Annotated in this window: 23 protein-coding genes and 1 pseudogene; 20 read left to right on the forward strand and 4 right to left on the reverse strand. The window is 40.7% G+C overall.

What is annotated here, in order from left to right:
* Positions 1 to 53: 53 nt before the first annotated feature.
* Positions 54 to 794 (reverse strand): SDR family oxidoreductase, encoded by a 741-nt coding sequence (locus KVT27_RS06385; protein WP_254636059.1) that lies wholly within the window; start codon positions 792 to 794, stop codon positions 54 to 56.
* A gap of 131 nt (positions 795 to 925) precedes the next feature.
* Here KVT27_RS06385 and KVT27_RS06390 point away from each other — a divergent pair, with 131 nt between their 5' ends.
* Complete coding sequence (locus tag KVT27_RS06390; protein WP_217580956.1) at positions 926 to 1471, forward strand: TetR/AcrR family transcriptional regulator; 546 nt, start codon at positions 926 to 928, stop codon at positions 1469 to 1471.
* 63 nt (positions 1472 to 1534) lie between these two features.
* Here KVT27_RS06390 and KVT27_RS06395 read toward each other — a convergent pair whose 3' ends face one another.
* A complete protein-coding gene (locus tag KVT27_RS06395) occupies positions 1535 to 2149 on the reverse strand; it encodes a TetR/AcrR family transcriptional regulator (protein WP_036146162.1) in 615 nt (204 codons plus the stop codon).
* Between the two features lie 379 nt (positions 2150 to 2528).
* Here KVT27_RS06395 and KVT27_RS06400 point away from each other — a divergent pair, with 379 nt between their 5' ends.
* The 13 genes from KVT27_RS06400 to KVT27_RS06460 all read left to right on the forward strand — a co-directional run bounded on the left by KVT27_RS06400 (position 2529) and on the right by KVT27_RS06460 (position 12490).
* Complete coding sequence (locus tag KVT27_RS06400; RefSeq protein WP_217580957.1) at positions 2529 to 3281, forward strand: SDR family NAD(P)-dependent oxidoreductase; 753 nt, start codon at positions 2529 to 2531, stop codon at positions 3279 to 3281.
* A 527-nt stretch (positions 3282 to 3808) separates the two neighbouring features.
* Positions 3809 to 5167, forward strand: coding sequence for an aspartate kinase (locus KVT27_RS06405; RefSeq protein ID WP_036125329.1), 1359 nt, complete (start codon positions 3809 to 3811; stop codon positions 5165 to 5167).
* A 104-nt stretch (positions 5168 to 5271) separates the two neighbouring features.
* The gene (locus KVT27_RS06410) at positions 5272 to 5454 is read left to right on the forward strand and encodes a hypothetical protein (protein WP_025115645.1); all 183 of its coding nucleotides are present in this window, start codon (positions 5272 to 5274) and stop codon (positions 5452 to 5454) included.
* A 205-nt stretch (positions 5455 to 5659) separates the two neighbouring features.
* Positions 5660 to 6343, forward strand: a complete 684-nt coding sequence (locus KVT27_RS06415) for an adenosylcobinamide amidohydrolase (RefSeq protein WP_217580958.1) — start codon at positions 5660 to 5662, stop codon at positions 6341 to 6343.
* Positions 6340 to 7296, forward strand: coding sequence for an adenosylcobinamide-phosphate synthase CbiB (gene cbiB / locus KVT27_RS06420; protein WP_036125333.1), 957 nt, complete (start codon positions 6340 to 6342; stop codon positions 7294 to 7296). The genes KVT27_RS06415 and cbiB overlap by 4 nt, the downstream gene beginning before the upstream one ends.
* Complete coding sequence (locus KVT27_RS06425; RefSeq protein ID WP_217580959.1) at positions 7283 to 8377, forward strand: pyridoxal phosphate-dependent aminotransferase; 1095 nt, start codon at positions 7283 to 7285, stop codon at positions 8375 to 8377. The genes cbiB and KVT27_RS06425 overlap by 14 nt, the downstream gene beginning before the upstream one ends.
* Positions 8374 to 8982 (forward strand): histidine phosphatase family protein, encoded by a 609-nt coding sequence (locus KVT27_RS06430; protein WP_036125335.1) that lies wholly within the window; start codon positions 8374 to 8376, stop codon positions 8980 to 8982. Before KVT27_RS06425 ends, KVT27_RS06430 begins: the two co-directional genes overlap by 4 nt.
* Positions 8983 to 8994: 12 nt before the next feature.
* Positions 8995 to 9570, forward strand: coding sequence for a bifunctional adenosylcobinamide kinase/adenosylcobinamide-phosphate guanylyltransferase (locus tag KVT27_RS06435; protein ID WP_217580960.1), 576 nt, complete (start codon positions 8995 to 8997; stop codon positions 9568 to 9570).
* Positions 9571 to 9590: 20 nt separating this feature from the next.
* On the forward strand, positions 9591 to 10367 hold the full coding sequence (gene cobS, locus KVT27_RS06440; RefSeq protein WP_217580961.1) for an adenosylcobinamide-GDP ribazoletransferase: 777 nt from the start codon (positions 9591 to 9593) through the stop codon (positions 10365 to 10367).
* Complete coding sequence (locus KVT27_RS06445; protein WP_036146153.1) at positions 10340 to 10936, forward strand: histidine phosphatase family protein; 597 nt, start codon at positions 10340 to 10342, stop codon at positions 10934 to 10936. Before cobS ends, KVT27_RS06445 begins: the two co-directional genes overlap by 28 nt.
* Positions 10888 to 11280, forward strand: a complete 393-nt coding sequence (locus KVT27_RS06450; protein WP_036146151.1) for a bifunctional adenosylcobinamide kinase/adenosylcobinamide-phosphate guanylyltransferase — start codon at positions 10888 to 10890, stop codon at positions 11278 to 11280. The genes KVT27_RS06445 and KVT27_RS06450 overlap by 49 nt, the downstream gene beginning before the upstream one ends.
* A gap of 32 nt (positions 11281 to 11312) precedes the next feature.
* A complete protein-coding gene (locus tag KVT27_RS06455) occupies positions 11313 to 11804 on the forward strand; it encodes an ECF transporter S component (RefSeq protein WP_217580962.1) in 492 nt (163 codons plus the stop codon).
* On the forward strand, positions 11804 to 12490 hold the full coding sequence (locus tag KVT27_RS06460) for a hypothetical protein (protein ID WP_309140220.1): 687 nt from the start codon (positions 11804 to 11806) through the stop codon (positions 12488 to 12490). Before KVT27_RS06455 ends, KVT27_RS06460 begins: the two co-directional genes overlap by 1 nt.
* Positions 12491 to 12678: 188 nt before the next feature.
* Here the strand turns inward: KVT27_RS06460 and KVT27_RS06465 are convergent.
* Positions 12679 to 12978 (reverse strand): annotated as a pseudogene (locus KVT27_RS06465) (transposase); the annotation flags it as partial.
* Positions 12979 to 13322: 344 nt separating this feature from the next.
* On the opposite strand from KVT27_RS06465, the gene KVT27_RS06470 reads away from it, so the two are divergent.
* The 6 genes from KVT27_RS06470 (at position 13323) to KVT27_RS06495 (ending at position 20125) form a co-directional block, all read left to right on the forward strand.
* Positions 13323 to 15056 (forward strand): ABC transporter ATP-binding protein, encoded by a 1734-nt coding sequence (locus KVT27_RS06470; protein ID WP_036125342.1) that lies wholly within the window; start codon positions 13323 to 13325, stop codon positions 15054 to 15056.
* On the forward strand, positions 15053 to 16864 hold the full coding sequence (locus KVT27_RS06475) for an ABC transporter ATP-binding protein (protein ID WP_036125344.1): 1812 nt from the start codon (positions 15053 to 15055) through the stop codon (positions 16862 to 16864). Before KVT27_RS06470 ends, KVT27_RS06475 begins: the two co-directional genes overlap by 4 nt.
* A 48-nt stretch (positions 16865 to 16912) precedes the next feature.
* The gene (locus KVT27_RS06480; RefSeq protein WP_036125345.1) at positions 16913 to 17335 is read left to right on the forward strand and encodes a DUF1801 domain-containing protein; all 423 of its coding nucleotides are present in this window, start codon (positions 16913 to 16915) and stop codon (positions 17333 to 17335) included.
* 147 nt (positions 17336 to 17482) lie between these two features.
* Positions 17483 to 18466, forward strand: coding sequence for an alpha/beta hydrolase (locus tag KVT27_RS06485; RefSeq protein WP_036125346.1), 984 nt, complete (start codon positions 17483 to 17485; stop codon positions 18464 to 18466).
* Position 18467: 1 nt separating this feature from the next.
* On the forward strand, positions 18468 to 19139 hold the full coding sequence (locus tag KVT27_RS06490) for a response regulator transcription factor (RefSeq protein ID WP_036125347.1): 672 nt from the start codon (positions 18468 to 18470) through the stop codon (positions 19137 to 19139).
* Positions 19136 to 20125, forward strand: a complete 990-nt coding sequence (locus tag KVT27_RS06495; RefSeq protein WP_036146145.1) for a sensor histidine kinase — start codon at positions 19136 to 19138, stop codon at positions 20123 to 20125. Before KVT27_RS06490 ends, KVT27_RS06495 begins: the two co-directional genes overlap by 4 nt.
* A 35-nt stretch (positions 20126 to 20160) precedes the next feature.
* On the opposite strand, the gene KVT27_RS06500 is transcribed toward KVT27_RS06495, so the two are convergent.
* Entirely contained in the window at positions 20161 to 21030 is an 870-nt protein-coding gene (locus KVT27_RS06500; protein WP_036125351.1) for a DMT family transporter, read from the reverse strand.
* Positions 21031 to 21119: the final 89 nt, after the last annotated feature.

Consider the following 21119-nt stretch of genomic DNA (forward strand, 5'->3'; position numbering starts at 1 on the left):
CCCCTTTAGATATCGATCTAGAGGGGTTTTAAACATTCAAGGTGCAACGAATATTAGGCTAGGCCACCATTAACGAAAAGTACTTGGCCGTTGATCCACCGTGCTGGACCAGCTAAAAATGCAACGACTTCTGAAATATCATTAGGCTCACCTAGTCTTTCTAATGGCACCGCATTTGCTAAATGCTGAATTTGATGTTCATCTTTTCCATTTAAGAATAGAGGGGTTGCTGTGGGGCCAGGAGCTACTGTATTAACAGTAATATCCTTACCTCTTAATTCACGAGCTAAAATCATTGAAATGGATTCAATTGCTGCCTTACTGGCAACATAAGCGCCATAGTTTGGGAACTGGCTACGAGTAACAGTGGTTGAAAAATTAATAATGGCGCCTCCTTTGTTAACTCGTTGTGCTGCTAATTGAGAGACAACAAAGGTACCTCGAATATTTGTCCTATGGATCCTATCTAAATCATTTAAATCTAATTCGGCTATTGGGCTAAGCAACATGATTCCAGCTGTATTAATGACAACATCTATACTTCCAAAGGCTTTTTCCACCTGATCAAAGGCCATACTCATTTCAATTTCATTTGCTACATCGCCACCGACAGATATTGCCTGACCTCCACGCGCCACAATGGATGCCTCTAATTGTTTTGCATTTGTTTTACTTGAAGAATAGTGAATACCAATGGCATAGCCTTCCTCTGCTAATTTTTCTACGATTGAACGGCCGATCCCGCCAGATCCACCTAATACTAAAGCAACGCGTTGATCCATCTCTTTTCCCATAACACAAATCCTCCTAAGCCTATGATTGAGTTACAAAAATTAAATTTTGTAACTTTGTTGTTTTATAGTACACATGCTATAGTTACATTGTCAACAAAATGTAACCTTGAAAATGAATTGGGGAGATGGATATGGCTATTCTTTCGGAAGATAAGATTTTTTCAACAGCAGAGGCAATTATTCTAAGTAAAGGTATAAATAAAACGACATTATTAGATATTGCGAAGAGGCTTGGCGTAACTCACGCGGCACTATATAAACACTTTAAGAATAAAGAAGACTTATTACAGAAGTTGGCTCTTAAATGGTTGGAAAATACTTCGCGACCATTATTGGAATGGAGTCCTAAAGAACATGAGGATGCTGAAACTGCTCTACATGATTGGCTATGGCTCCTTAATCTTACAAAGAGAGATCTTTATATCAATCATCAGAAAATGTTTTTATTGTATACAAACTACATCGAAACCAATAGTAGCCTTGTTAGTAATCATTTAAATCATCTAGCTAAAAAGGTGGAGGAAATTAGCGGGTGGGAAAATCAAGGAATGGCAGTTATGACGGCATTTACGTATTTCCACAACCCGTATTTTGCTGAAAGATGGAGCAACAGTGACCATCAAGCATTATTTGAACAGGTATGGTCCGTTGTTTGTAAATCTCCACCCAATCTATAAGACATGTACAGGCAAAATAAAACGTAGTGAACCAATAAAGCTGGCATATAGAAATGCCAGCTTTTAAGATTGCTGAAAGGGGTTTTCCAAATAGGGTCCTTTAATGGTAATACGCATTAACTGAGTCGCCATAAATTTTGGCGTATAGGGCATATCATTTTCTAACCACCAGACGATCACCTCAAGAAAGGCAGCGGCATAAAAACGGATAGCCATCTCACGCGGTACGGTTAATTTTTGATCATCAGGCTCCATCAATTGAATGCCACTTGATACAAAATCGATAATTATCTTTTTTAAGCCTGCAGAAAAATAGGGGATATCTTTTTCTGTGAGGTAGACTTTGTAAAGCTTACTATTCAGTGCGATTTGCTCAAACAAATGCATAAATGTTTCATGTGGCTGATCATAATAAGGCAATAAATCAAAATCTCTCTTCTCTTCAAACGTTGGGTGAATACTTCCTACTAATTCATGTAAGATTTCCTCAGAGCTCTGGTACAGTAAATCTAATTTGTCGCGGTAATGTAAATAGAAAGTGGCACGGTTCAAGGTTGCTCGTTGAGTAATATCTTGCACAGTAATCTTCTCATAGCCTTGCTCATCAATTAACTCCACTAATGCATCTCTTAATAGTTGGCGTGTTCTTATGACGCGAGGGTCCATCTTTTTCGACATTTTTAAGCTCCTTGTATTAAATTTATCGTTTACACAACATAATAGCCTTACATGTTGTCAATGCATCAATTCATGCTCTTATGTTGTTTGCCCTTTTTGAACAGACAGTTATAATTATATTAACGACACGGTGTCGATAATACAACTAGTTGTTAACGTGTTCACGAATTATTCATTTATCTAATTCTGCTATTTAATATCAAACATACGGATAAGTCCCTTTTCTATGGGGAGGATGTATGCTTGTGATGCTCTTTTTAGAGGGTGTTCAAACATCTACTGAATCAAAATGAAGCCTCTAGCATTTATCAGGGAGTAAAAATATTTGCTGGCATTTGCACAGAGGGAATGGATGAATAAAAGAAAGGGAGTTTTATAGATGGGACGTTTAAATGGGAAAGTAGCAATTATTACGGGAGCAGCGATGGGCATGGGAGCTTCTGAGGCAAAACTATTTGCACAAGAAGGGGCAAAGGTGATTGCAACAGATGTGCAAATCGAGCCATTGAATAACTTAGTGAAAGAAATTAAAGAAAATGGTGGAGATATTATTGGTATTTCACATAATGTAACGTCTGAGGACGAGTGGAAAGCCGTTATTGCAGAGGCAGTGAAGGCATATGGGAAAGTCGATATACTAGTCAACAATGCAGGAATTTCATCACCAAAAACGATCGCCAATATGGAAATGGAAGAATGGAATAAAGTGATGGACATTAACTTAAATGGCTGTATCATTGGTATGAAATATGTGATTCCAGAAATGCAAAAGGCTGGTGGCGGTTCTATTGTCAATATTTCTTCAATTGGTGGAATCGTGGGAATGGCAGGGACAAGTCCTTATACAGCAGCAAAAGGAGCACTTCGTGTGTTGTCTAAGTCGGCTGCTGTCGAGTATGGGAAAGATCATATTCGTGTAAATTCTGTTCACCCAGGCATTATTGTTACGCCTATGACAGCGCCAACGATGGAAGAAGGGGGCGCTTTACCTTTTTACAAAACCTATACACAGCTACCATACTTTGGTGCACCAGAGGACGTAGCTTATGGAGTAGTCTTCCTTGCCTCTGACGAATCACGCTTTATGACAGGCGCAGAATTAGTCATTGACGGTGGCTGGACGGCAATTTAAACGAAAATAGCTTGGAAAAACTAGGTTTCACTAATTACATGTGATCCTAGTTTTTTTGCATGTATGGGAGAGATGGATAAAATCATCCTCGGTTCAAGCATACTCGTAATGAAGTTTTACATACTGGCAAAAAGTGATGCAGCTATTTTCTAGAAAAAAACCTGTCCAACAGCCTTCGTCCTCCTACTCAAAACCCTCCTTTCGCCTGCAAATTAGCACAAACACCGAGGATGTTTGTGCATATCATAGTGGGGAGTAAGCGTTTTCCTCTTTATATAGAAGAAAGTCAAAACGGAAAATTTCACGAATCTGTGAATATCACGAAAAAAAATTCATAAAAACCTTAACTATTTCATACGAAATCCGTATAATAAATCAAACAGTACGAAAATTGTCCATATTTCTCAGTAAATTGCGCGAATTTTTTAAATTGTATTGACGTAGGAATCGATAATTTGTACACTGTGTACAGTCAATTGTTTTTTGGAGGAATACAATTAATTTGAAAAAGTTAGGATTTGATAGATATGATCGTGTGTAAATTTGGTGGAACATCTGTAGCAAACGCAGAACAAATTCAAAAAGTAGCAAATATTGTGAAATCTAATCCGGCACGTAAAATCGTTGCCGTTTCAGCACCAGGCAAACGATCTGGTGACGATATAAAAGTAACCGATCTATTAATACAATTAGCAACTGCCGCGTTACAACATGAAGATACCGAAGACAAATTGCATATTGTAGTCGATCGTTTTCGAGCAATTGCAGATGGTTTAGGGTTAGATAATGCCATTTGTGACGTGATTGCGGAAGATTTACGGGAACGTGTACAAGGTGACAAAACAAACGTGGAATTATTCATTGATAGCATTAAAGCAGCAGGTGAGGATAATAACGCCAAGCTTATTGCCGCTTATTTTAATGCAATTGGAATGCCCGCACGCTATGTAAGTCCTAAGGATGGATTAGTGGTCAATGATTTGCCTGAACGAACATTTGCTTTACCCGAAGCGTATGCTAATTTAGCCCCTTTAAAACATACAAAAGAAATTATTGTGTTCCCAGGGTTCTTCGGTTACACTAAAGCGGGCGTATTGCGGACATTTGACCGCGGAGGCTCTGATATTACTGGCTCCATTTTAGCAGCAGCTGTTGAAGCGGAGTTATATGAAAACTTTACGGATGTGGATTGTGTGTTCTCCGCGAATCCGAAGGTTGTCAATGATCCAGTGGAAATTAAAGAAATTACGTATCGCGAAATGCGCGAATTATCATATGCAGGCTTTTCAGTGTTCCATGATGAAGCATTAATGCCTGTCTACAAGATTGGGGTGCCCGTTAACATAAAAAATACAAATAATCCATCAGCCCCAGGTACTCGTATCGTACCAAGTCGTCCTGCAACAGGTCGTCCCGTTACAGGTATCTCGGCAGACAGTGGTTTTTCAACTTTATATGTCTCTAAATATTTGATGAATCGTGAAGTGGGCTTTGGACGAAAGCTACTACAAATTTTAGAAGATGAAAATATTTCTTATGAACACACACCTTCTGGCTTAGACGATATTTCAGTCATTATGCGTTCGAATCAGATATCCCCTGATAATGAAGAGCGTATTATTAGTCGAGTGAAAGAAGAGCTACATGCTGAGTATGTAGAAATGCGTCATGGTTTTTCAATGATCGTGATTGTTGGCGAAGGTATGCGTCATAACACAGGTTTAGCTGCGCGTGCTGCTACAGCGATTTCAAGAACTGGCGCAAACATTGAAATGATCAATCAAGGCTCTTCTGAAGTAAGTCTTGTTTTTGGAGTACTTCAGGAATTTGAAAACCGCATTTTACAGGCGTTATATGAAGAATTTTTTGCCCATGCGAAAGCTTAATGACACAATTATCACTAATCCAAGGGTTCCATACTTGGATTAGTGTTTTCTTTTTGCTAAGAATACGGTAAAATCGAGGGCGTACATAGTTGGGAGGGTTTTTCGTGAAGAATTTAACGATTGGTATGCTTTTTTCGGTTGTTGGGATACTTTTTGTCTGTTTAACGATTATGGATATTTTACCGTCATCGACAAAAACAATGAAAGTAGTTTACATAGCTATTGGTTGGGTCTTTATCATCATTGGCTCCGTGATCCGCTTTAAAAACCTTAAACAAAAGCAGTAACAACACGTCGAAATGGAATTGTGGCAATAGGCAAACTTATGATACAATTTCAAAGAAAATAAATAATTTGAGTATTATGAAGTTGTTATTCTGTACAAGTGTTCAGAAGGTTCAAATTTTAATAAAGAATCGACAGTACAAATTCTTCTTTGTAAGAATTTGTTTTTTTATGTTCATAATCTATTTATCGTCAGGAGGCGATTGAATGCCCATACTTACAAAGGATCATATTCAAATTTCTGACCAATATGTAGCACTTCAAGCGGTTTCACCTATGAAGATTGTCTCCTCTGCCATGCATAATCCAGGCTTTGGTTATTTTACTCATCTGATGAATCGGACTGTGCCTATTACGTATGATGATCGACAGCCACATCGTGATTTACATCATTTTTTGCAGGCGCATGATTTTCCAGTCGATCACACAGTGGCGATGATGACGGCTGTCCAAGCCAAATTTGCGACCATTCGTGATTTTACATATGAAGGTATTCAACTAGTCATTATGATTACTGCGGGTCTAGGCAATGCCGTAGATATTACACGTGCTTTTCATCGTATGGAGCAATATCATGCAGGAACAATTAATACATGGGTGCTTATTAACGGGAGATTGTCTGATGAAGCGTTATTTCAGGCTATGATTTCGACAACGGAGGCGAAGGTGAAGGCGTTAGCGGATGAAGGTATAACTGATCCTACAACAGGCACGCAAGCAACCGGAACATCCACTGATAGCTTACTCATTGCTGCTACAGAAGAAGGGGACTACCATCAATATGCCGGTCCTATCACAATGCTAGGCAAGGTCATTGGCTACGGTGTCTATGAAACGATGCGTGAGGCTATTCGTAAATACAAAAAGGATAAAGAGGAGAAGGCGTTATGATTGCCATAGTGATTGCCTGTATCATAGGAATTATATTCGATATTTTAGTAGGAGACCCTCCGAAGCTTCCGCATCCCGTGCGATGGATTGGTAAGCTGATTCAATCACAAACAGCTTTATGGAATCAAGGGAAATGGCGGAAACTGCGTGGTATGGTGATGGCGCTTGCTGTTGTAGGGACAACGATGTTTGTGGTCACACTTATTTTACTACTCAGCTATCAGGTAAGCTTGATTTTTGGTGTTTTAGTTGAAGGGCTTCTAATAGGTATTGGGCTTGCACAACGTAGCTTAAAGGAGGCGGCACTGGCAGTTTATGAGCCCCTTGTAAAAGGTGATTTTGCGGAAGCACGCATCAAGTTATCATGGATTGTTGGGCGTGATACCGAAAAGCTGGGGGAAGATGAGATTGTGCGGGGTGTAGTAGAGACCGTTTCAGAAAATACAAGTGATGGAGTGACCGCCCCACTATTTTATGCCTTTTTATTTGGTGCTATCGGTTTATGGGGCTACAAGGCTGTCAATACATTAGATTCCATGGTCGGCTATAAAAATGAAACATACAAAGATTTTGGCATGTTTTCTGCCAAACTTGATGATGTCCTGAATTTTATTCCAAGTCGTATTACGGGCTTTCTTATCGTGCTAGGTACAAAAAATGAAACGAGTTACTCTTTTGGACAACGATTAAAGCGTTGGGCGCAAGACGCTAAAAAGCATCCAAGTCCCAATAGTGGTTATTTAGAGGCGGCAACAGCAGTGCAGCTTGGCGTCCAACTAGGTGGGAAAAATACTTATCAAGGCATTGTTTCGCATCGGGCGATTATGGGAGAAAAATTAGTTCCGTTAACAAAGGAACATATAATGGCATCTATTATTCATATGCGTATTGCCATGGTGCTCTTTACGCTTGTCATGTTAGCAGTGGAGGTGTTCATTTATGCTATTACCTAATCATGGAGCAAATCCGCAAAATGTTTATCAGCAATTAGGTTTAACGATGCCTGAAGAGGTTTATGATTTTAGTGAAAATGTCAATGCGGCAGGACCACCATCCTTTGTCGAGGCACGTTGGCGTACATTTTACCCGCTCATTCAACGCTATCCAGATCCAGATGGAGAGCCTTTTCTATCAAAGGTTGCTGCTTTTCATCAAGTGGCGAAGGATATGGTTTTACTAGGCAACGGGGCATCAGAGCTCTTTAGTGTTATTGCGAGACGTTATGCGCAAAAGCGCGTCATTGTCGTCCATCCTACTTTTTCAGAATATGAGCGAACATTGCGAGCCGCAGGTGCTATTATTATTCCGGTTCTGGTGACGGACTTTATCCAATATACATTGCCAATGGAACGACTTAAACAAGAAATGATGGAAGCGGATGCACTCTATATTTGTACACCGAATAATCCAACAGGTGTATTGCCAGAAAAGGAAGATTTACTAGCGTTATTGGAGCATGGGCGAGCGATCAAATGTGAGCTTGTCATCGATGAAGCCTTTATGGATTGGGTCGATGAGACGAATTCCCTCATGCATGAAAGTATGGAGAATTCACATGTCCTCGTTGTGCGTTCGATGACTAAAATGTACGCAATACCTGGCTTACGTCTTGGCTATTTAGTTGCTCATGCCACTATTGTAAGTGAGCTAAAGGACATGTTACCCCATTGGAATTTAAATGCCTTTGCACTGGTCATTGGTGCAGGCTGTTTGGATGAGCAGCACTATAGTCAGCAGGCAATTGCCTATGCGACAACGCAAAGAGAGCAGTTGCATCGTTATTTACAAGAAAACGGCTGTGTTGTCACTAATAGTGTGACGAATTATGTGTGCTTTTCATTGCCAAAGGAACAGCAGGCGGATGCCTTTTTTACGTATTGTTTAGCACAGGGAGTTGTCCTGCGTCATACGAAAAACTTTAAAGGATTACAGGGCGAATGGTTTCGTATTGGGATTAAAGAAATTGCGGCCATGACGTATTTATATAATTGTCTGCAGGCGTGGTTTAACGCAAATAAGGGGAGAGAAAAGTGACAACTTTTTATCTAGTAAGACATGGGGAAACACAATGGAATCAGGAGCAACGACTACAAGGATGGTTGGACTCTCCGTTAACGGACAATGGTAGGGAAGCGGCCGCAAGATTACAGCAGCAACTACAGTCAATCCCATTTGCGGCAGCTTATTGTAGTTCAAGTGGTCGTGCGAAGGAGACGATGGATATTCTGACGGCTCATCGCCAATTACCGGTTTACTATGAGGATAATTTACGGGAAATCTTTTTAGGGAATTGGCAGGGAAAGCGAATTGAGGACATTTTGATGACAAATGGGCTTGATTATGAATTGTATACGAAATACCCTGCGCAATTTATCGCAACCCATACAGAAAGTTTTGGTGCTGTCACAGAAAGAGCGATGTATACGTTGAAAAAAATAGCAGAGCAGCATGGTGATGAGCCTATTTTGATCGTTTCCCATGCGGTGACGATTAAATGCATGATTAATGCCATTTTACAACGCAATATTAGTGAGCTTTGGGCAGCTCCTTATATTCATGGGACAAGTGTTACTGTAATTGAACGACAGGAACAGCAGTGGGTAATCCAAGAGATCGGTACACTACATCATTTACAATAGGAGGTATTACAAATGCCCCTCATTTTTATTACTGGTGGTGTGCGTAGTGGCAAATCTCATTTTGCAGAGCAAGCTGCTATACAGTACTTCCAAGCGCAGCCTAGTACAGAAAAACGTTTAAAATATATAGCTTCTGGTATTGCTTTGGATGATGAGATGGAGAAGCGAATCGATCGTCATCAAGCTGATCGACTAACTCAGCCAATAAAATGGTTAACAGTGGAGGCCCCTTATAATATCGCACCCGTATTTGAGTCACTCAAGGATGGGGATGTGGTGCTATGGGATTGCGTCACTACTTGGCTGACGAATGCTTTTTATGAAGGCTATGATCGTGGAGCACCCTGTGTAACGAAGCCTGGTTGTTTAGCATCCAAGGTTCGAACTGTTAAACAGGCCATCCAATCCCTGCAAACGAAGAACGTGACATTATTAGTGGTGTCGAATGAGCTGTTTGATGAGCCACCTTATCAGAACGAAGAGGTGGAGCTGTATCGAAGAACTTTAGGACAGCTTCACCAATGGTTCGTTGCGTCGGCTCAAGAGGCGTATGAAATGAATTATGGTATCGTAAAGAGATGGAAATAATCGAGAAGGAAGGCAAGACAATGAAAAATTTTTGGCATAGCCTGCTGTTGGCATTTCAATTTTTTACGGTTTTGCCCGTACATAAGGAATTACCTTTAACAAGGTCAACGATTACAGGGATGTTTGCTTGCTTACCATGGATAGGGGCCTTGATGGGTACAACGGTAGTCGGAGTCCTTTACAGCCTTACACAATGGACGGCTAGTAGCGAGGTCATGCTTGTCTTTATCATCATCGGGCTATTTGCTTTATGGACAGGCGGTTTACATTTGGATGGCTTTATTGATATGGGGGATGCGTATTTTTCTTATCGAGATCGGGATAAACGTCTTGAGATTTTAGATGATCCTCGGGTTGGTGCTTTCGGAGTACTATCGATACTATTTTTGTTATTTGGGAAATTTGTCGTTTTACATGAGCTTTTTGTGCAAAACAAATTTGCATTATGGATGGTTGTATTCATTCCTTTTTTAACAAGAGTCGGCATGAGCTTTTATTTTATGTCACTTAACTGTTCAAAGGAAAAAGGACTTGCCTATTTCTTTCAATCGCATATCAACGCGAAACTATTAAAAATAATTATGCTACTGTCTCTTTTGTTGGCCATGCCGATGGTGCTGATCATCACAAAGTTCTCAATGTTACCAATACTATTAGTGATCGTTTTAGCATTTGCGCTCGTTATTTTTCGACAATTTACATTGCGTAATTTTGGCGGTGTCTCGGGTGATTTACTAGGTGCATCGATTGAAGGGATGGAGGTTGTACTATGGGTGACATTGTTACTGTGTGCTTAATGCGGCATGCGCCCACAAAGGCCAATTTAGAAAAGCGTTATTTGGGATGGACGGACGCACCATTAGCTGATATCTCCAAGCTCTCTGTAGTGGATGCAGGTGTCGAAAAGGTATATGGCAGTGATTTACAACGCTGTCGAGTCACAGCCGCCCATTATTTTCCGAATGCTAGCTATGAAGCGGATGAACGGTTTCGTGAATCCAATTTTGGTGAATTTGAGGGGAAAACCTATGAGGATTTAAAGACGGATGCTCGTTACCGTGCATGGTTGGACGACCCTATTCATTCGCCACCGCCACAAGGAGAGGCTTTTGATGATTTTGTGGCAAGAGTGGTAGAAGGCTTCAACCAGTTACCGAAGAATGAGGATCGCTATTTTTTAGTCGTTCATGGCGGGGTGATTCGTGCCTTACTCGTAGCCTATGCGCCAACAGAGCAGCCGTTTTGGTCATACCAAGTGCCACATGATCATCAATTTAATTTAACATTTACTAGAAAGGCCTGGGAGGAGGGAGCTAGATGCATGTTTTTATCGGAGGCGCCTATAGCGGAAAAACCGATTATGTAATGCGTTTATATGAACAACACGAGGTGGTACTTATCGATGGCGACCTACCTGATATTGCACCAGCCTGTGAAATCCTAGTCATTCAACATATGGAGAAATGGCTTATGACACAAAATCTTGAGGAAGATGAGTTGGTCGTACAATCCGTCCTCACTAAATTATCAGCCCTTGCCCAACATTGTTCGCTGGCACTTATTGTGACAGATATGGGACGCGGTGTTGTACCGATGGAAAAACAAGCACGTTTATTACGTGATACGTGTGGCCGCCTATACCAAGCATTATTTGCTGAAGCGGAGCAAGTTGTGCGTATTTGGTACGGGATTGGCGAGCAACTCAAGTGAGGTCAACATACTAACGGAAAAGAGGAAATGCAATGGATCGACAAAAATTAATGAAATGGATACTAACGGCTATGGTAGCGGCCATTTGTGCTGTAGGAGCCGCCATTAAAGTACCCGCTTTTATTTCAACGGCAGCTCTTGATTCAGCACCTGCCTTTTTAGGTGTGGTCTTTTTATCGCCATTATTTGCTGGGGTAGCTGGTCTCATTGGTCATTTTATTAGCGCATTAACTGCCGGCTTCCCACTTGGCCCACTCCATGTAATTATTGCTATAGAAATGTTTATCGTTGTCTGGATTTTTGGGGTCATGCATAAAAAAGGCATGCATGTATGGAAATGGCCAGTTGCCCTCGTATTAAACGGCATCGTAGCGCCACTGCCATTTTATTTTATTATTAGTCCTGCCTTTTTCTGGGGTGCTTTAGCGAGTATTTTCATAGCAACCGCTATTAATTTAATGATTGTCGCGGTAGTCATGCCCATTCTGTCAAAAGTTTTTGTGCGTAAGGCAGGTCAAGTTTAGTGAGAAATGCTATAAAAGTGGGCGGATTTATTGCGACAATGGATAATGCGGCAGCCATCGGGGAGAAGCCCCAAGATGTTGTGCCAGCATCCGATCAATTGACAGCCTATATGACAGCCCGTGTGACATTTCTAGAGCAGCTGGCTGCACAGGCACTCCCTATTCAAATTCTACTCGCTAATTTTTCAGGGGATGGGGCATGGTCACGCTATGAAAGCGGAATTCAGCAAGTGTTCGAGGAAACAGGACTTTCCTGTCCAGCTATTGCTGGTAGTTCGGAATCCAATATGCCAACTTTGCAGTCTGGTCTAGCAATTACTATGCTTGGGGAAATACAACAGCGAAAAGCATGGGACCCTGAACAGCTTAGTTGGTACACATACGGCTTACCACTTGTTGGCGAGGAACTATTAGCACAACCTGATGATGTGGCGCAGCTGCAACCTATTTATCAGGCATGGCTGGCGGAAATCGTTCAGCAGGTGTGGCCTGTAGGATCAAAGGGACTTCAAGGTGAATGTGTGCGCCTTTTTGGCGAGCAATTAGTGGAGTGTTCTCATCATATGACCAAATCAGCCGGACCAAGTACAGTTATTTTACTTGGTGTTGATCCCGAGAAAGAGCAGTTGGCCCACCAATTTTTCCAAAGAAATTTTGAAAAACTACGGATAAGTCCCATGCAATAGGGTATGTTTTGAGCAAAAAAGACTGCCTTGAAAATTATCTAACAAGCGGTACAAGAATCATTTAAAGCGACCTCCATGAATAGACGAGGGCACTGAAAAACTTATGTTTTCATAAAAGCGAACCTTTTTCAGATAAAAATAAGGCACTTCCTGTTCAATTTTGAACAGGAAGTGCCTTAATTCTGTCTCACTGGATCTTCTGGTGCCATATCCAAGAAATAGTTGAATGACTTATCATACTTTGAGCGCTCTACTAGATCGACGTCTGATACATCATTAACCGCTTTTAATAATAAGTACTTAAACATGCGAATTGGAGGAATGGCATTACGTCCATTGTCTCAACAATATTTTGTTTTTAGCTCGTCTAAAATGAATGAAAAATCAACAAGTTCATTGATCTGGCGAAGCATATTATCTTTTGGCACAACAATATCGTAGATTGCCATGTATGGACTTAAATTAAGGGTTTCCTGATTTGAAATCATTGGGGCACCACCTGCATATTAATTCTTTTATTATAAAGGAAAGCGTGACTAAAATAATAGGATGATACATTGCGTTGTTTGGTGAAGCATCGCTCGCCCGCGGAAAGCGAGCGGAATGCTTCGGAAAACAACAATAGAGTCACAGTGTCAAATGAAAAAAGATATGGACTTTTTCAGTGCATGGGGGTTTTTTATTTGGACGGATGTCAGCCATAAGCTACATGATATCTCCTCAATTAGTTAAATCTCAAATATTACGAGTCTCGAAAAAATAGTGCCAAATGGGAATAGTTTTCAGTTATAATGAGGAACGAATGGGATTTAAATAGAACGGAGACGAATGTATGCAGGCAATAAAACAGTTAGGGCAGTATTTGGAGCCCTATAAATTTTTCACCTTAATAGCGCCTCTTCTCATGGTGCTGGAGGTGACAATGGATTTAATTCAGCCGACGATTATGCAGCATATGATTGATACAGGGATTGCCAATGGAGATCATGCTTATGTGCTAAGTATGTTTGTATGGATGCTAGCAAGTGCGGTGATTGGACTTGTTGGTGGGATTGGTTGCTCGTATTACAGCTCGAAGGCAGCGATTCATTTTGCTTCGGATGTTCGACAGGCTCTCTATGAGAAAATGATGACCTATTCAGCTAAGGAGCGAGATGCCTTTACGACTGGCAAGCTAATTACTATTTTAACGAGTGATGTGGAAAGTATTCAACGCGCGTTTATGATGACGCTACGTATTTTTGTGCGTGGGCCACTACTCTTTATCGGGGCAGTCATTATCGTCTTTGTAACAGCACGGGAGCTTTTTTCAATACTTCTTATCATTGTGCCGATTTTGATTGTGGCTATGTATTTTTTCACGAAGTATTCGGGGGTGCTCTATCGCCGCGTCCAAGAGGCTATTGATGGAGTGAATACGAAGCTACAGGAAAATTTAGCGGGTATCCGTGTCGTTAAAGCCTTTCGCCGTGAAACCCAACAGGTATCCCAATTTAGTGAGCTGAATGATGGGCTGACAAAACGCTTTATCACTGCAGAACAAATTGTAGGGGTGCTTGTGCCATTTACGATGTTCGTCGTTAACCTAGGGATAGTTGCGGCGCTTTGGCTTGGAGCTATTAAGGTTGAGGCAGGGACATTAAAGGTTGGGGTTATTCTCGCATTTATTAACTACTTAACCATTATCTTAAATGGTTTAATGTCTTCCAGTATGGTGCTGATGCAAATTGCGCGTGCATTGCCGTCGGGAGAACGAATTGTGGATGTCTTAAACAAGGACATTGCTGTTAAGGAAGCAGAACATGCATGGACAGATCCTATAAAAGGAGCTATTGAATTTGATCATGTAAGTTATCGTTATTATGAAACGGCGGAGGATGTTCTTAAAAACATTTCGTTTTCTGTGAAGCCAGGGCAAACAGTGGGCATCATTGGAAAAACCGGTAGCGGTAAATCAACACTTGTAAAGCTATTACCGCGCCTATTCGATCCAACAGGTGGCGCCATTTATTTGGACGGCAAACCGCTTTCAGCGTACTCTTTATCCACGTTACGGGACCATATCGGATTTACCTCACAAAAGGCCTTATTGTTTTCTGGAGCGATTGAAAAAAATATTCGCCTTGGTAATGAACATGCAACGCCAGAGGACATACAACAGGCATTGGATGCTGCCTGTGCTAGTGAATTTGTGGAGCGGCTTGATAAGGGCTTAGCACATGAGCTGTCACAGGGGGCTACAAATCTCTCCGGTGGGCAAAAGCAACGCTTGGCTTTAAGTCGGGCATTCGTTCGAAAGCCAGCTATTCTCGTACTGGATGACACGACCTCAGCCCTTGACAGTGCGTCAGAAAAACATGTGCAGCAGGCCATTGCCGCCCATTATCAAGACACGACGACATTGATGGTAGCTTCGAAAATTGCCTCGATACAGCAGGCAGATGTCATTCTTGTCCTAGAGGATGGCGAGATTGTTGGGCAAGGGACCCATCAACAGCTCCTTCAAAACAATGTACATTACCAAGCAATTTACGCGTCACAGCAAAAGGCTGGTGAAGAAGGATGAGTCAAAATCAACCAAAGCAAATGAATTTTGGACGGGGGCCTCGTATGGGAGGGCCAGCCGAAAAGGCGAAAAATCAAAGGGCAACACTGACAAGAGTTTGGCACTATGTCAAACAGCAAAGAATTGGACTGTATTTTTCCATCTTCTTGGTCATCGCTTCTACGTTTTTAAGTTTAGCGGGGCCTTATATGATAGGCCATATCATTGACGATTACATCATAAAAAAAGATATTGACGGGACAATTCGACTTGGAATCCTATTAGCCGTGATTTTTACGGTGGCGTCTATTCTGACATGGCTGCAAACCTATGTCATGATTCATGTGGCGATGAAAACGATTCGGACATTGCGTCTGGAGCTGTTTCAAAAACTACAAACGCTCACATTAAGATTTTTTGATCAGCGTGCGCTCGGTGATTTAATGAGTCGTGTCACTAACGATATCGATAATTTAAATACAGCGCTTGCTCAAAGTGTGACGCAAATTGTATCGTCCATCTTAACAGTCGTTGGTGTTAGTATTGCCATGTTCACATTAAGCTGGCCATTAGCGATTGTGACCTTGATCATTATTCCGCTGATTGTTTTCACCACTAAGCAAATTATCAAACGCAGCAGTAAAAATTATGCAGCACGTCAACGAGATCTTGGTAAGCTGAATGGCTATATTGAGGAAATGATTACAGGTGCAGAGGTACTCACGCTTTTTGGCAAGGAACAGCAGTCCATCGACACGTTTCATCAACAAAATGAAAACTTGCGAAACTCTGCACAACGCGCAGAGATTACGTCAGGCTTATTAGGACCCATCAATAACTTTATGAATAACCTTGGCCTAGCGATAGTCATCGGGACAGGAGCCCTTTTAGCAGTAAAAGGTTTAGTGACGGTTGGTATTATCGCGGCATTTGTCACCTATACACGGCAATTTTTCCGCCCGCTCAATCAATTATCTAATCTGTTAAACACCTTTCAGTCGGCTATTGCTGGAGCAGAGCGTGTATTTGAAATAATAGATGAACCGTCAGAGGTAGCTGATCGACCTCAGGCAATTGAGGCCCCTTCATTAAAAGGCGACGTCGTTTTCAAGCAAGTATCGTTTAGCTATGAGCAAGGGAAGCCAGTTCTTCAAAACATTAACTTCCAGGCAAAGGCGGGGGAAACGATAGCTCTTGTTGGTCCTACTGGCTCAGGGAAAACAACTATTATTAATTTACTAACACGTTTTTATGACGTGGATCAGGGTGAAATTTTAATTGATGGGCACCATATTGAGCACTATAAAATGTCTACCATTCGCCAAAGGGTAGGTGTGGTTTTACAGGATACCTATTTGTTCTCTGGCACTATTCGTGAAAACATTCGCTTTGGTAAGTTGGATGCGACGGATGAAGAGGTTGTGGATGCGGCAAAAATTGCGAACGCCCATCATTTTATAAAATATTTACCTACACAATACGATACGCCGGTTCAAGCGGGTGGCGCTAATTTAAGTCAGGGACAACGGCAGCTCATTGCTATTGCTCGTGCCATTTTGGAGAACGCGGATATTTTAATTTTAGATGAAGCGACTTCCAGTGTGGATACGCAAACGGAAGTCGATATTCAAAAAGGCTTACAGCATTTAATGCAAGGTCGTACTAGCTTTGTTATCGCCCATCGTTTGAAAACCATTGAGAATGCAGACCAAATACTCGTTATACAACAGGGTGAAATTATTGAACAAGGCAATCATCAAGAGTTGATGGAACAACAAGGGATGTACCGTCAACTCCAACAAAAACTATTGTTAGAGCAAGCGGAATAGGGAATAATAGGAATGAACAATCCGATTTTGTGAAGGCGAGGGATACACATGTATGAATTAAAGACGAAAGAAACCGATGCAAGTGTCATTGAATTTATTGAAAGTGTGGATCATCCAAAAAAGCGGGAAGATGCCTATCGACTATTGGACATTTTTACAGAGGTCTCAGGCTATGAGGCAAAAATGTGGGGTCCTAGTATTATTGGGTTTGGTCATTATCATTACAAATATCAAACGGGCCATGAAGGCGATGCTCCACTTGTCGGATTTTCCCCTCGCAAGGCAAAAATTAGTTTATACTTTGCCCCAGGTGATCGTGAGCGAGAACAGCTATTACAGCAATTTGGGAAACATACAACAGGGAAAGCCTGTGTTTATATTAATAAACTCGCTGATGTCGAAGAAGATATTTTAAAGGCTCTAATTCAACAGTCTATCGTCTTTTTACAGAAAACCTATCCAAATGAATGACTCTAAAAAAGCTGCCACATGATGTAGGCAGCTTTTTTTGTTCCTTGACAAGCATCTCAACGCATCTAGTAAACATTTCTTCGAAAATTAATTAGTTATTAATTTTTCACATGTATCCTTACAAGTATCAACGGAGAGGAGAGGCGTATGAAAAAAATCATAAAGAAAATGTTTATTTATTTGGGGGTCATCGTATCGATCGGCATTGTAGCGGTCAGTATGTACCACTATCGTTTGATCCAAAAAGAGGAGGCTATTTTACGCAATAATGGCATGATGGTAAATGTTCATGGTCAACGCATGAATGTCTATCAGGAGGGCGCTGGGGAGGATACATATGTTTTTATGGCAGGGTCAGGCATTGCTGCTCCTGTTTATGAGCTAAAGGGACTTTATAGTAAGTTTTCACAGCACCATCAAATAGCAGTAGTGGACCGAGCAGGCTATGGATTTAGTGACATCGCCCATGATAAAAGAGATATTGATACCATCCTTATGCAAACAAGGGAGGCGCTTCAGGCAAGTGGGCTTCAGCCGCCCTATATTCTTGTTCCTCATTCTATTTCAGGACTTGAAGCGATTTACTGGGCGCAAAAATACCCAGAAGAAGTAAAAGGAATAATCGCTCTAGATATTGGCTTACCAAGTCAATATGTCAAACATAAGATGGGTACCTTCGATAGATGGATGGTGAAGGGGATGAGTCTAGCTACTAAGGTAGGGTTACACCGCCTAGCACCCTCACAGGTGTATAATCCGCAAGTTCTGAACATGTCCTTTTTAACGACGGAGGAAAAGGACATCTATCAGGCGTTGTCCTTTAAGCAATTTTTTAATGAAGATATGAAAAATGAGCTGTTACACGTCTATGAAAATAGTTTACAATCAGAACAGCTTCCATTGCCGCAAGACACCCCCATTTTAATCGTTGATGCAATAGCGAAGGAAAATGTACATTCAAAGTATACAGTGCAAAATCGTCAAGATTACGCAGACTTCGCGAAGCAATTCACCCATGCAGAAGTGACAGAAGTAAGTGGCACTCATAGTATATATCTATATCAACCAGAGGAAATCTATCAACTAGCGATAGAGTTTATGAAAACGAATGCTGATGAGAGAGGTCGTTAACATGAAAGGATTTAGAATTTTAATTGTGGAAGATGATCCCATGATTGGTGATTTACTTCAAAAAATAATGCAACGAGAAGGCTATGAAGCCATATGGAAAACAGATGGCCGAGATATAATGAGGCACATTCAGAAAGTAGATGTAGTCATTATGGATATTATGCTACCAGGAGAGGATGGCTATCAATTAAGCAAAAACATTAAACAATTGGGCTTAAATATTCCTATCATTTTTCTATCAGCACGTAGTGATATTGAAAGCAAGCTAGAAGGTTTAACAGTGGGAGAAGACTATTTGACAAAGCCCTTTGATCCACGAGAGCTGTTGTTAAGAATCCAAAAAATGCTAGTGCAACAATATGGAACGTTTACGCAAATACAGCATTTATTCATTGACGGAGAGCATCGTAAAGTATTTCATCACCATCTTCATAACGAAATTTCATTGACAGCCATAGAACGAAAAATTTTCTTTTATTTATTTGACAACCGTGACAGAGTTTTAACAAAGGACCACTTTTTTGATTATTTATGGCCGTTAGATGATCGCAACCATAATATTCTCAATGTCTACATAAAAAAGATTCGAACAAAGCTGGACGATTCAACAGGAATTATTTTACAAAACATATATGGAGAGGGGTATCGTCTAAATACCCATATAAAGAAATGACATTAAAAACTAAATATAGAACACTCTTGTTGGTAGCGATTGGGAGTGTGCCCATTGTATTATTAGGTATTAGTGTGTTCATGTCCATCCTTTATGACAAGGCGTTTAAAACGAAAAATAATGGCATCCCGTTCCATGAATCCTTTGCATATCCTGTTATGCTGCTTGCCTTTGTGTTGTCTTTAGGGATTCTTGCCTTACTATTTTCCACATCCATCCATTCATTATTGTCTAGAATTACAATGCTCAACCAAACAATACGGGAACTAGCGAGTAACGAACGGATACCCGATACGCTAACCGTGAGCGGAGAGGATGAAATAGGGCAGTTAATTCAATCTGTTAATCTATTAATTGAGCGCACGACTTATAGGGAATTAGAGTTAGCTCAACAGCAGGAGCTCCAAAAAGAGCTGCTTCAAAAATTAAGACATGATATCCATACACCATTGACAGCGATACGTTTGCAATTGTTTTATTTAGAAGATCAACTACAAGAGCAACCAAAATTGGTGGAATCATTAAATGCACAAATTCACTATATCGCGAATTTAACGAATGAACTGCAATACCAGTCTTTTGATACGAGCGATAATACCTTTGTCGTTCAGGAGGAAGTTCAGCTAGCGTTTCTATTAGAAACGATGATCAAGAAATGGAGTTATTTATATCGCATGCAAAATATTGCACTCCATTTTCATTCAATAGATGCAGAGGTAATTTGGACAAGTAATGAATTATGGTTACAACGTTTATTTGATAATGTCTTTCAAAATACATTAAAGCATGCCCAAGCGTCTAAACTAGTCGTGACAATTAAAGAGGGAGAGGTATGGATGTGTGATGACGGCATCGGCTTTGATTCAGACATCGAACATAGTGGACTAGGACTGAAAATTATCCACGATATTGCTAGAACATTAAATATGGAAGCCTCTTTACAATCCAGCAAGGGTGGTACGACCTTTCGCTTTTCTCAGCCATAAAAAAACAACGGCCATCTTTTTGCCGTTGTTTTTTATTATACTGATTTTCGTTGTTGGAGTAAAAAGAGGGCAAGTCCTAGTAAAATGACCATTATGCCAATCCCTTGTTGAACGGAAATCATTTCATCTAAAATAAAATAAGCTAAAATACATGTGCCAATGGTTTCTCCTAAAATACTCATAGAGATGATGGTTGTACTTAACCATTTTAATAGCCAATTAAAGATCGTTTGCCCAAAAATGGTTGCAATCACAGCTAGTCCTAATAGGGACCACCATGTGGATGCGGGATAGTCGAAAAACGATTCCTGCATAAAGAGGGCGTAAATGGCTAAGAAGATGGAGCTACTGCCATATCCGATAATCGAATAGGTAATAAGTGATAAATCCTTCCGCACAGATTGCCCGATAAAAAAGTAGGCTGTAATAATGCCTGCTGCGATAAATGCCAGAATATCGCCATAAAGAGCCTGTCCACTAATTTGAAAATCCTGCCAGCCGATAATGAAACAGCCGATGATCGCTACCAAACAGCCAACAATTGCTCCTTTGGAAAAGCGCTCTTTAAATAAAAAATAGCTACCTACTAAAGAGAATAATGGCTGTAGCGTGACGATAACCGTTGAACTGGCCACGGATGTGTAGTTTAATGATTCAAACCATAAAACATAGTGACAGGACAGAAATAGACCTGATAGAATGCCCAATCCCCACTGTTTTTTAGACAGGTTAGCTAGCTCTTGTCGTAGACCCTTTTGTGCTAATAAAATGGGAAGGAGCACGAGCATGGCAAAAAATAGTCGATAAAAAGCCGTAATAGCCGGCGGGGCATCAGCAAGCTTAACAAAAATAGCTGATGTAGATAAAGCAAATACTGCCAAAAACAATGAGATGTAATAAAACATGATGTACTCCTATGTAGTTAATAATATCAAACCTATTATAGTGCAGCCTGCGTGAATAATATAGGCTTTTTAAAATATTCGCATAAAGA

It is taken from the genome of Lysinibacillus sp. GbtcB16, from assembly GCF_019091145.1.
GTDB lineage: Bacteria > Bacillota > Bacilli > Bacillales_A > Planococcaceae > Lysinibacillus > Lysinibacillus fusiformis.

Bases quoted from the DNA above. Each gene is read 5' to 3' on its own strand.
- KVT27_RS06400 (WP_217580957.1), top strand. From the start codon at position 2,529: ATGGGACGTTTAAATGGGAAAGTAGCAATTATTACGGGAGCAGCGATG.
- KVT27_RS06495 (WP_036146145.1), top strand. From the start codon at position 19,136: ATGACATTAAAAACTAAATATAGAACACTCTTGTTGGTAGCGATTGGG.
- cbiB (WP_036125333.1), top strand. From the start codon at position 6,340: ATGATTGCCATAGTGATTGCCTGTATCATAGGAATTATATTCGATATT.
- KVT27_RS06425 (WP_217580959.1), top strand. From the start codon at position 7,283: ATGCTATTACCTAATCATGGAGCAAATCCGCAAAATGTTTATCAGCAA.
- cobS (WP_217580961.1), top strand. From the start codon at position 9,591: ATGAAAAATTTTTGGCATAGCCTGCTGTTGGCATTTCAATTTTTTACG.
- KVT27_RS06485 (WP_036125346.1), top strand. From the start codon at position 17,483: ATGAAAAAAATCATAAAGAAAATGTTTATTTATTTGGGGGTCATCGTA.
- KVT27_RS06435 (WP_217580960.1), top strand. From the start codon at position 8,995: ATGCCCCTCATTTTTATTACTGGTGGTGTGCGTAGTGGCAAATCTCAT.
- KVT27_RS06405 (WP_036125329.1), top strand. From the start codon at position 3,809: ATGATCGTGTGTAAATTTGGTGGAACATCTGTAGCAAACGCAGAACAA.
- KVT27_RS06500 (WP_036125351.1), bottom strand. From the start codon at position 21,030: ATGTTTTATTACATCTCATTGTTTTTGGCAGTATTTGCTTTATCTACA.
- KVT27_RS06450 (WP_036146151.1), top strand. From the start codon at position 10,888: ATGCATGTTTTTATCGGAGGCGCCTATAGCGGAAAAACCGATTATGTA.
- KVT27_RS06475 (WP_036125344.1), top strand. From the start codon at position 15,053: ATGAGTCAAAATCAACCAAAGCAAATGAATTTTGGACGGGGGCCTCGT.
- KVT27_RS06445 (WP_036146153.1), top strand. From the start codon at position 10,340: ATGGGTGACATTGTTACTGTGTGCTTAATGCGGCATGCGCCCACAAAG.
- KVT27_RS06415 (WP_217580958.1), top strand. From the start codon at position 5,660: ATGCCCATACTTACAAAGGATCATATTCAAATTTCTGACCAATATGTA.
- KVT27_RS06390 (WP_217580956.1), top strand. From the start codon at position 926: ATGGCTATTCTTTCGGAAGATAAGATTTTTTCAACAGCAGAGGCAATT.
- KVT27_RS06455 (WP_217580962.1), top strand. From the start codon at position 11,313: ATGGATCGACAAAAATTAATGAAATGGATACTAACGGCTATGGTAGCG.
- KVT27_RS06385 (WP_254636059.1), bottom strand. From the start codon at position 794: ATGGGAAAAGAGATGGATCAACGCGTTGCTTTAGTATTAGGTGGATCT.
- KVT27_RS06395 (WP_036146162.1), bottom strand. From the start codon at position 2,149: ATGTCGAAAAAGATGGACCCTCGCGTCATAAGAACACGCCAACTATTA.
- KVT27_RS06490 (WP_036125347.1), top strand. From the start codon at position 18,468: ATGAAAGGATTTAGAATTTTAATTGTGGAAGATGATCCCATGATTGGT.
- KVT27_RS06480 (WP_036125345.1), top strand. From the start codon at position 16,913: ATGTATGAATTAAAGACGAAAGAAACCGATGCAAGTGTCATTGAATTT.
- KVT27_RS06470 (WP_036125342.1), top strand. From the start codon at position 13,323: ATGCAGGCAATAAAACAGTTAGGGCAGTATTTGGAGCCCTATAAATTT.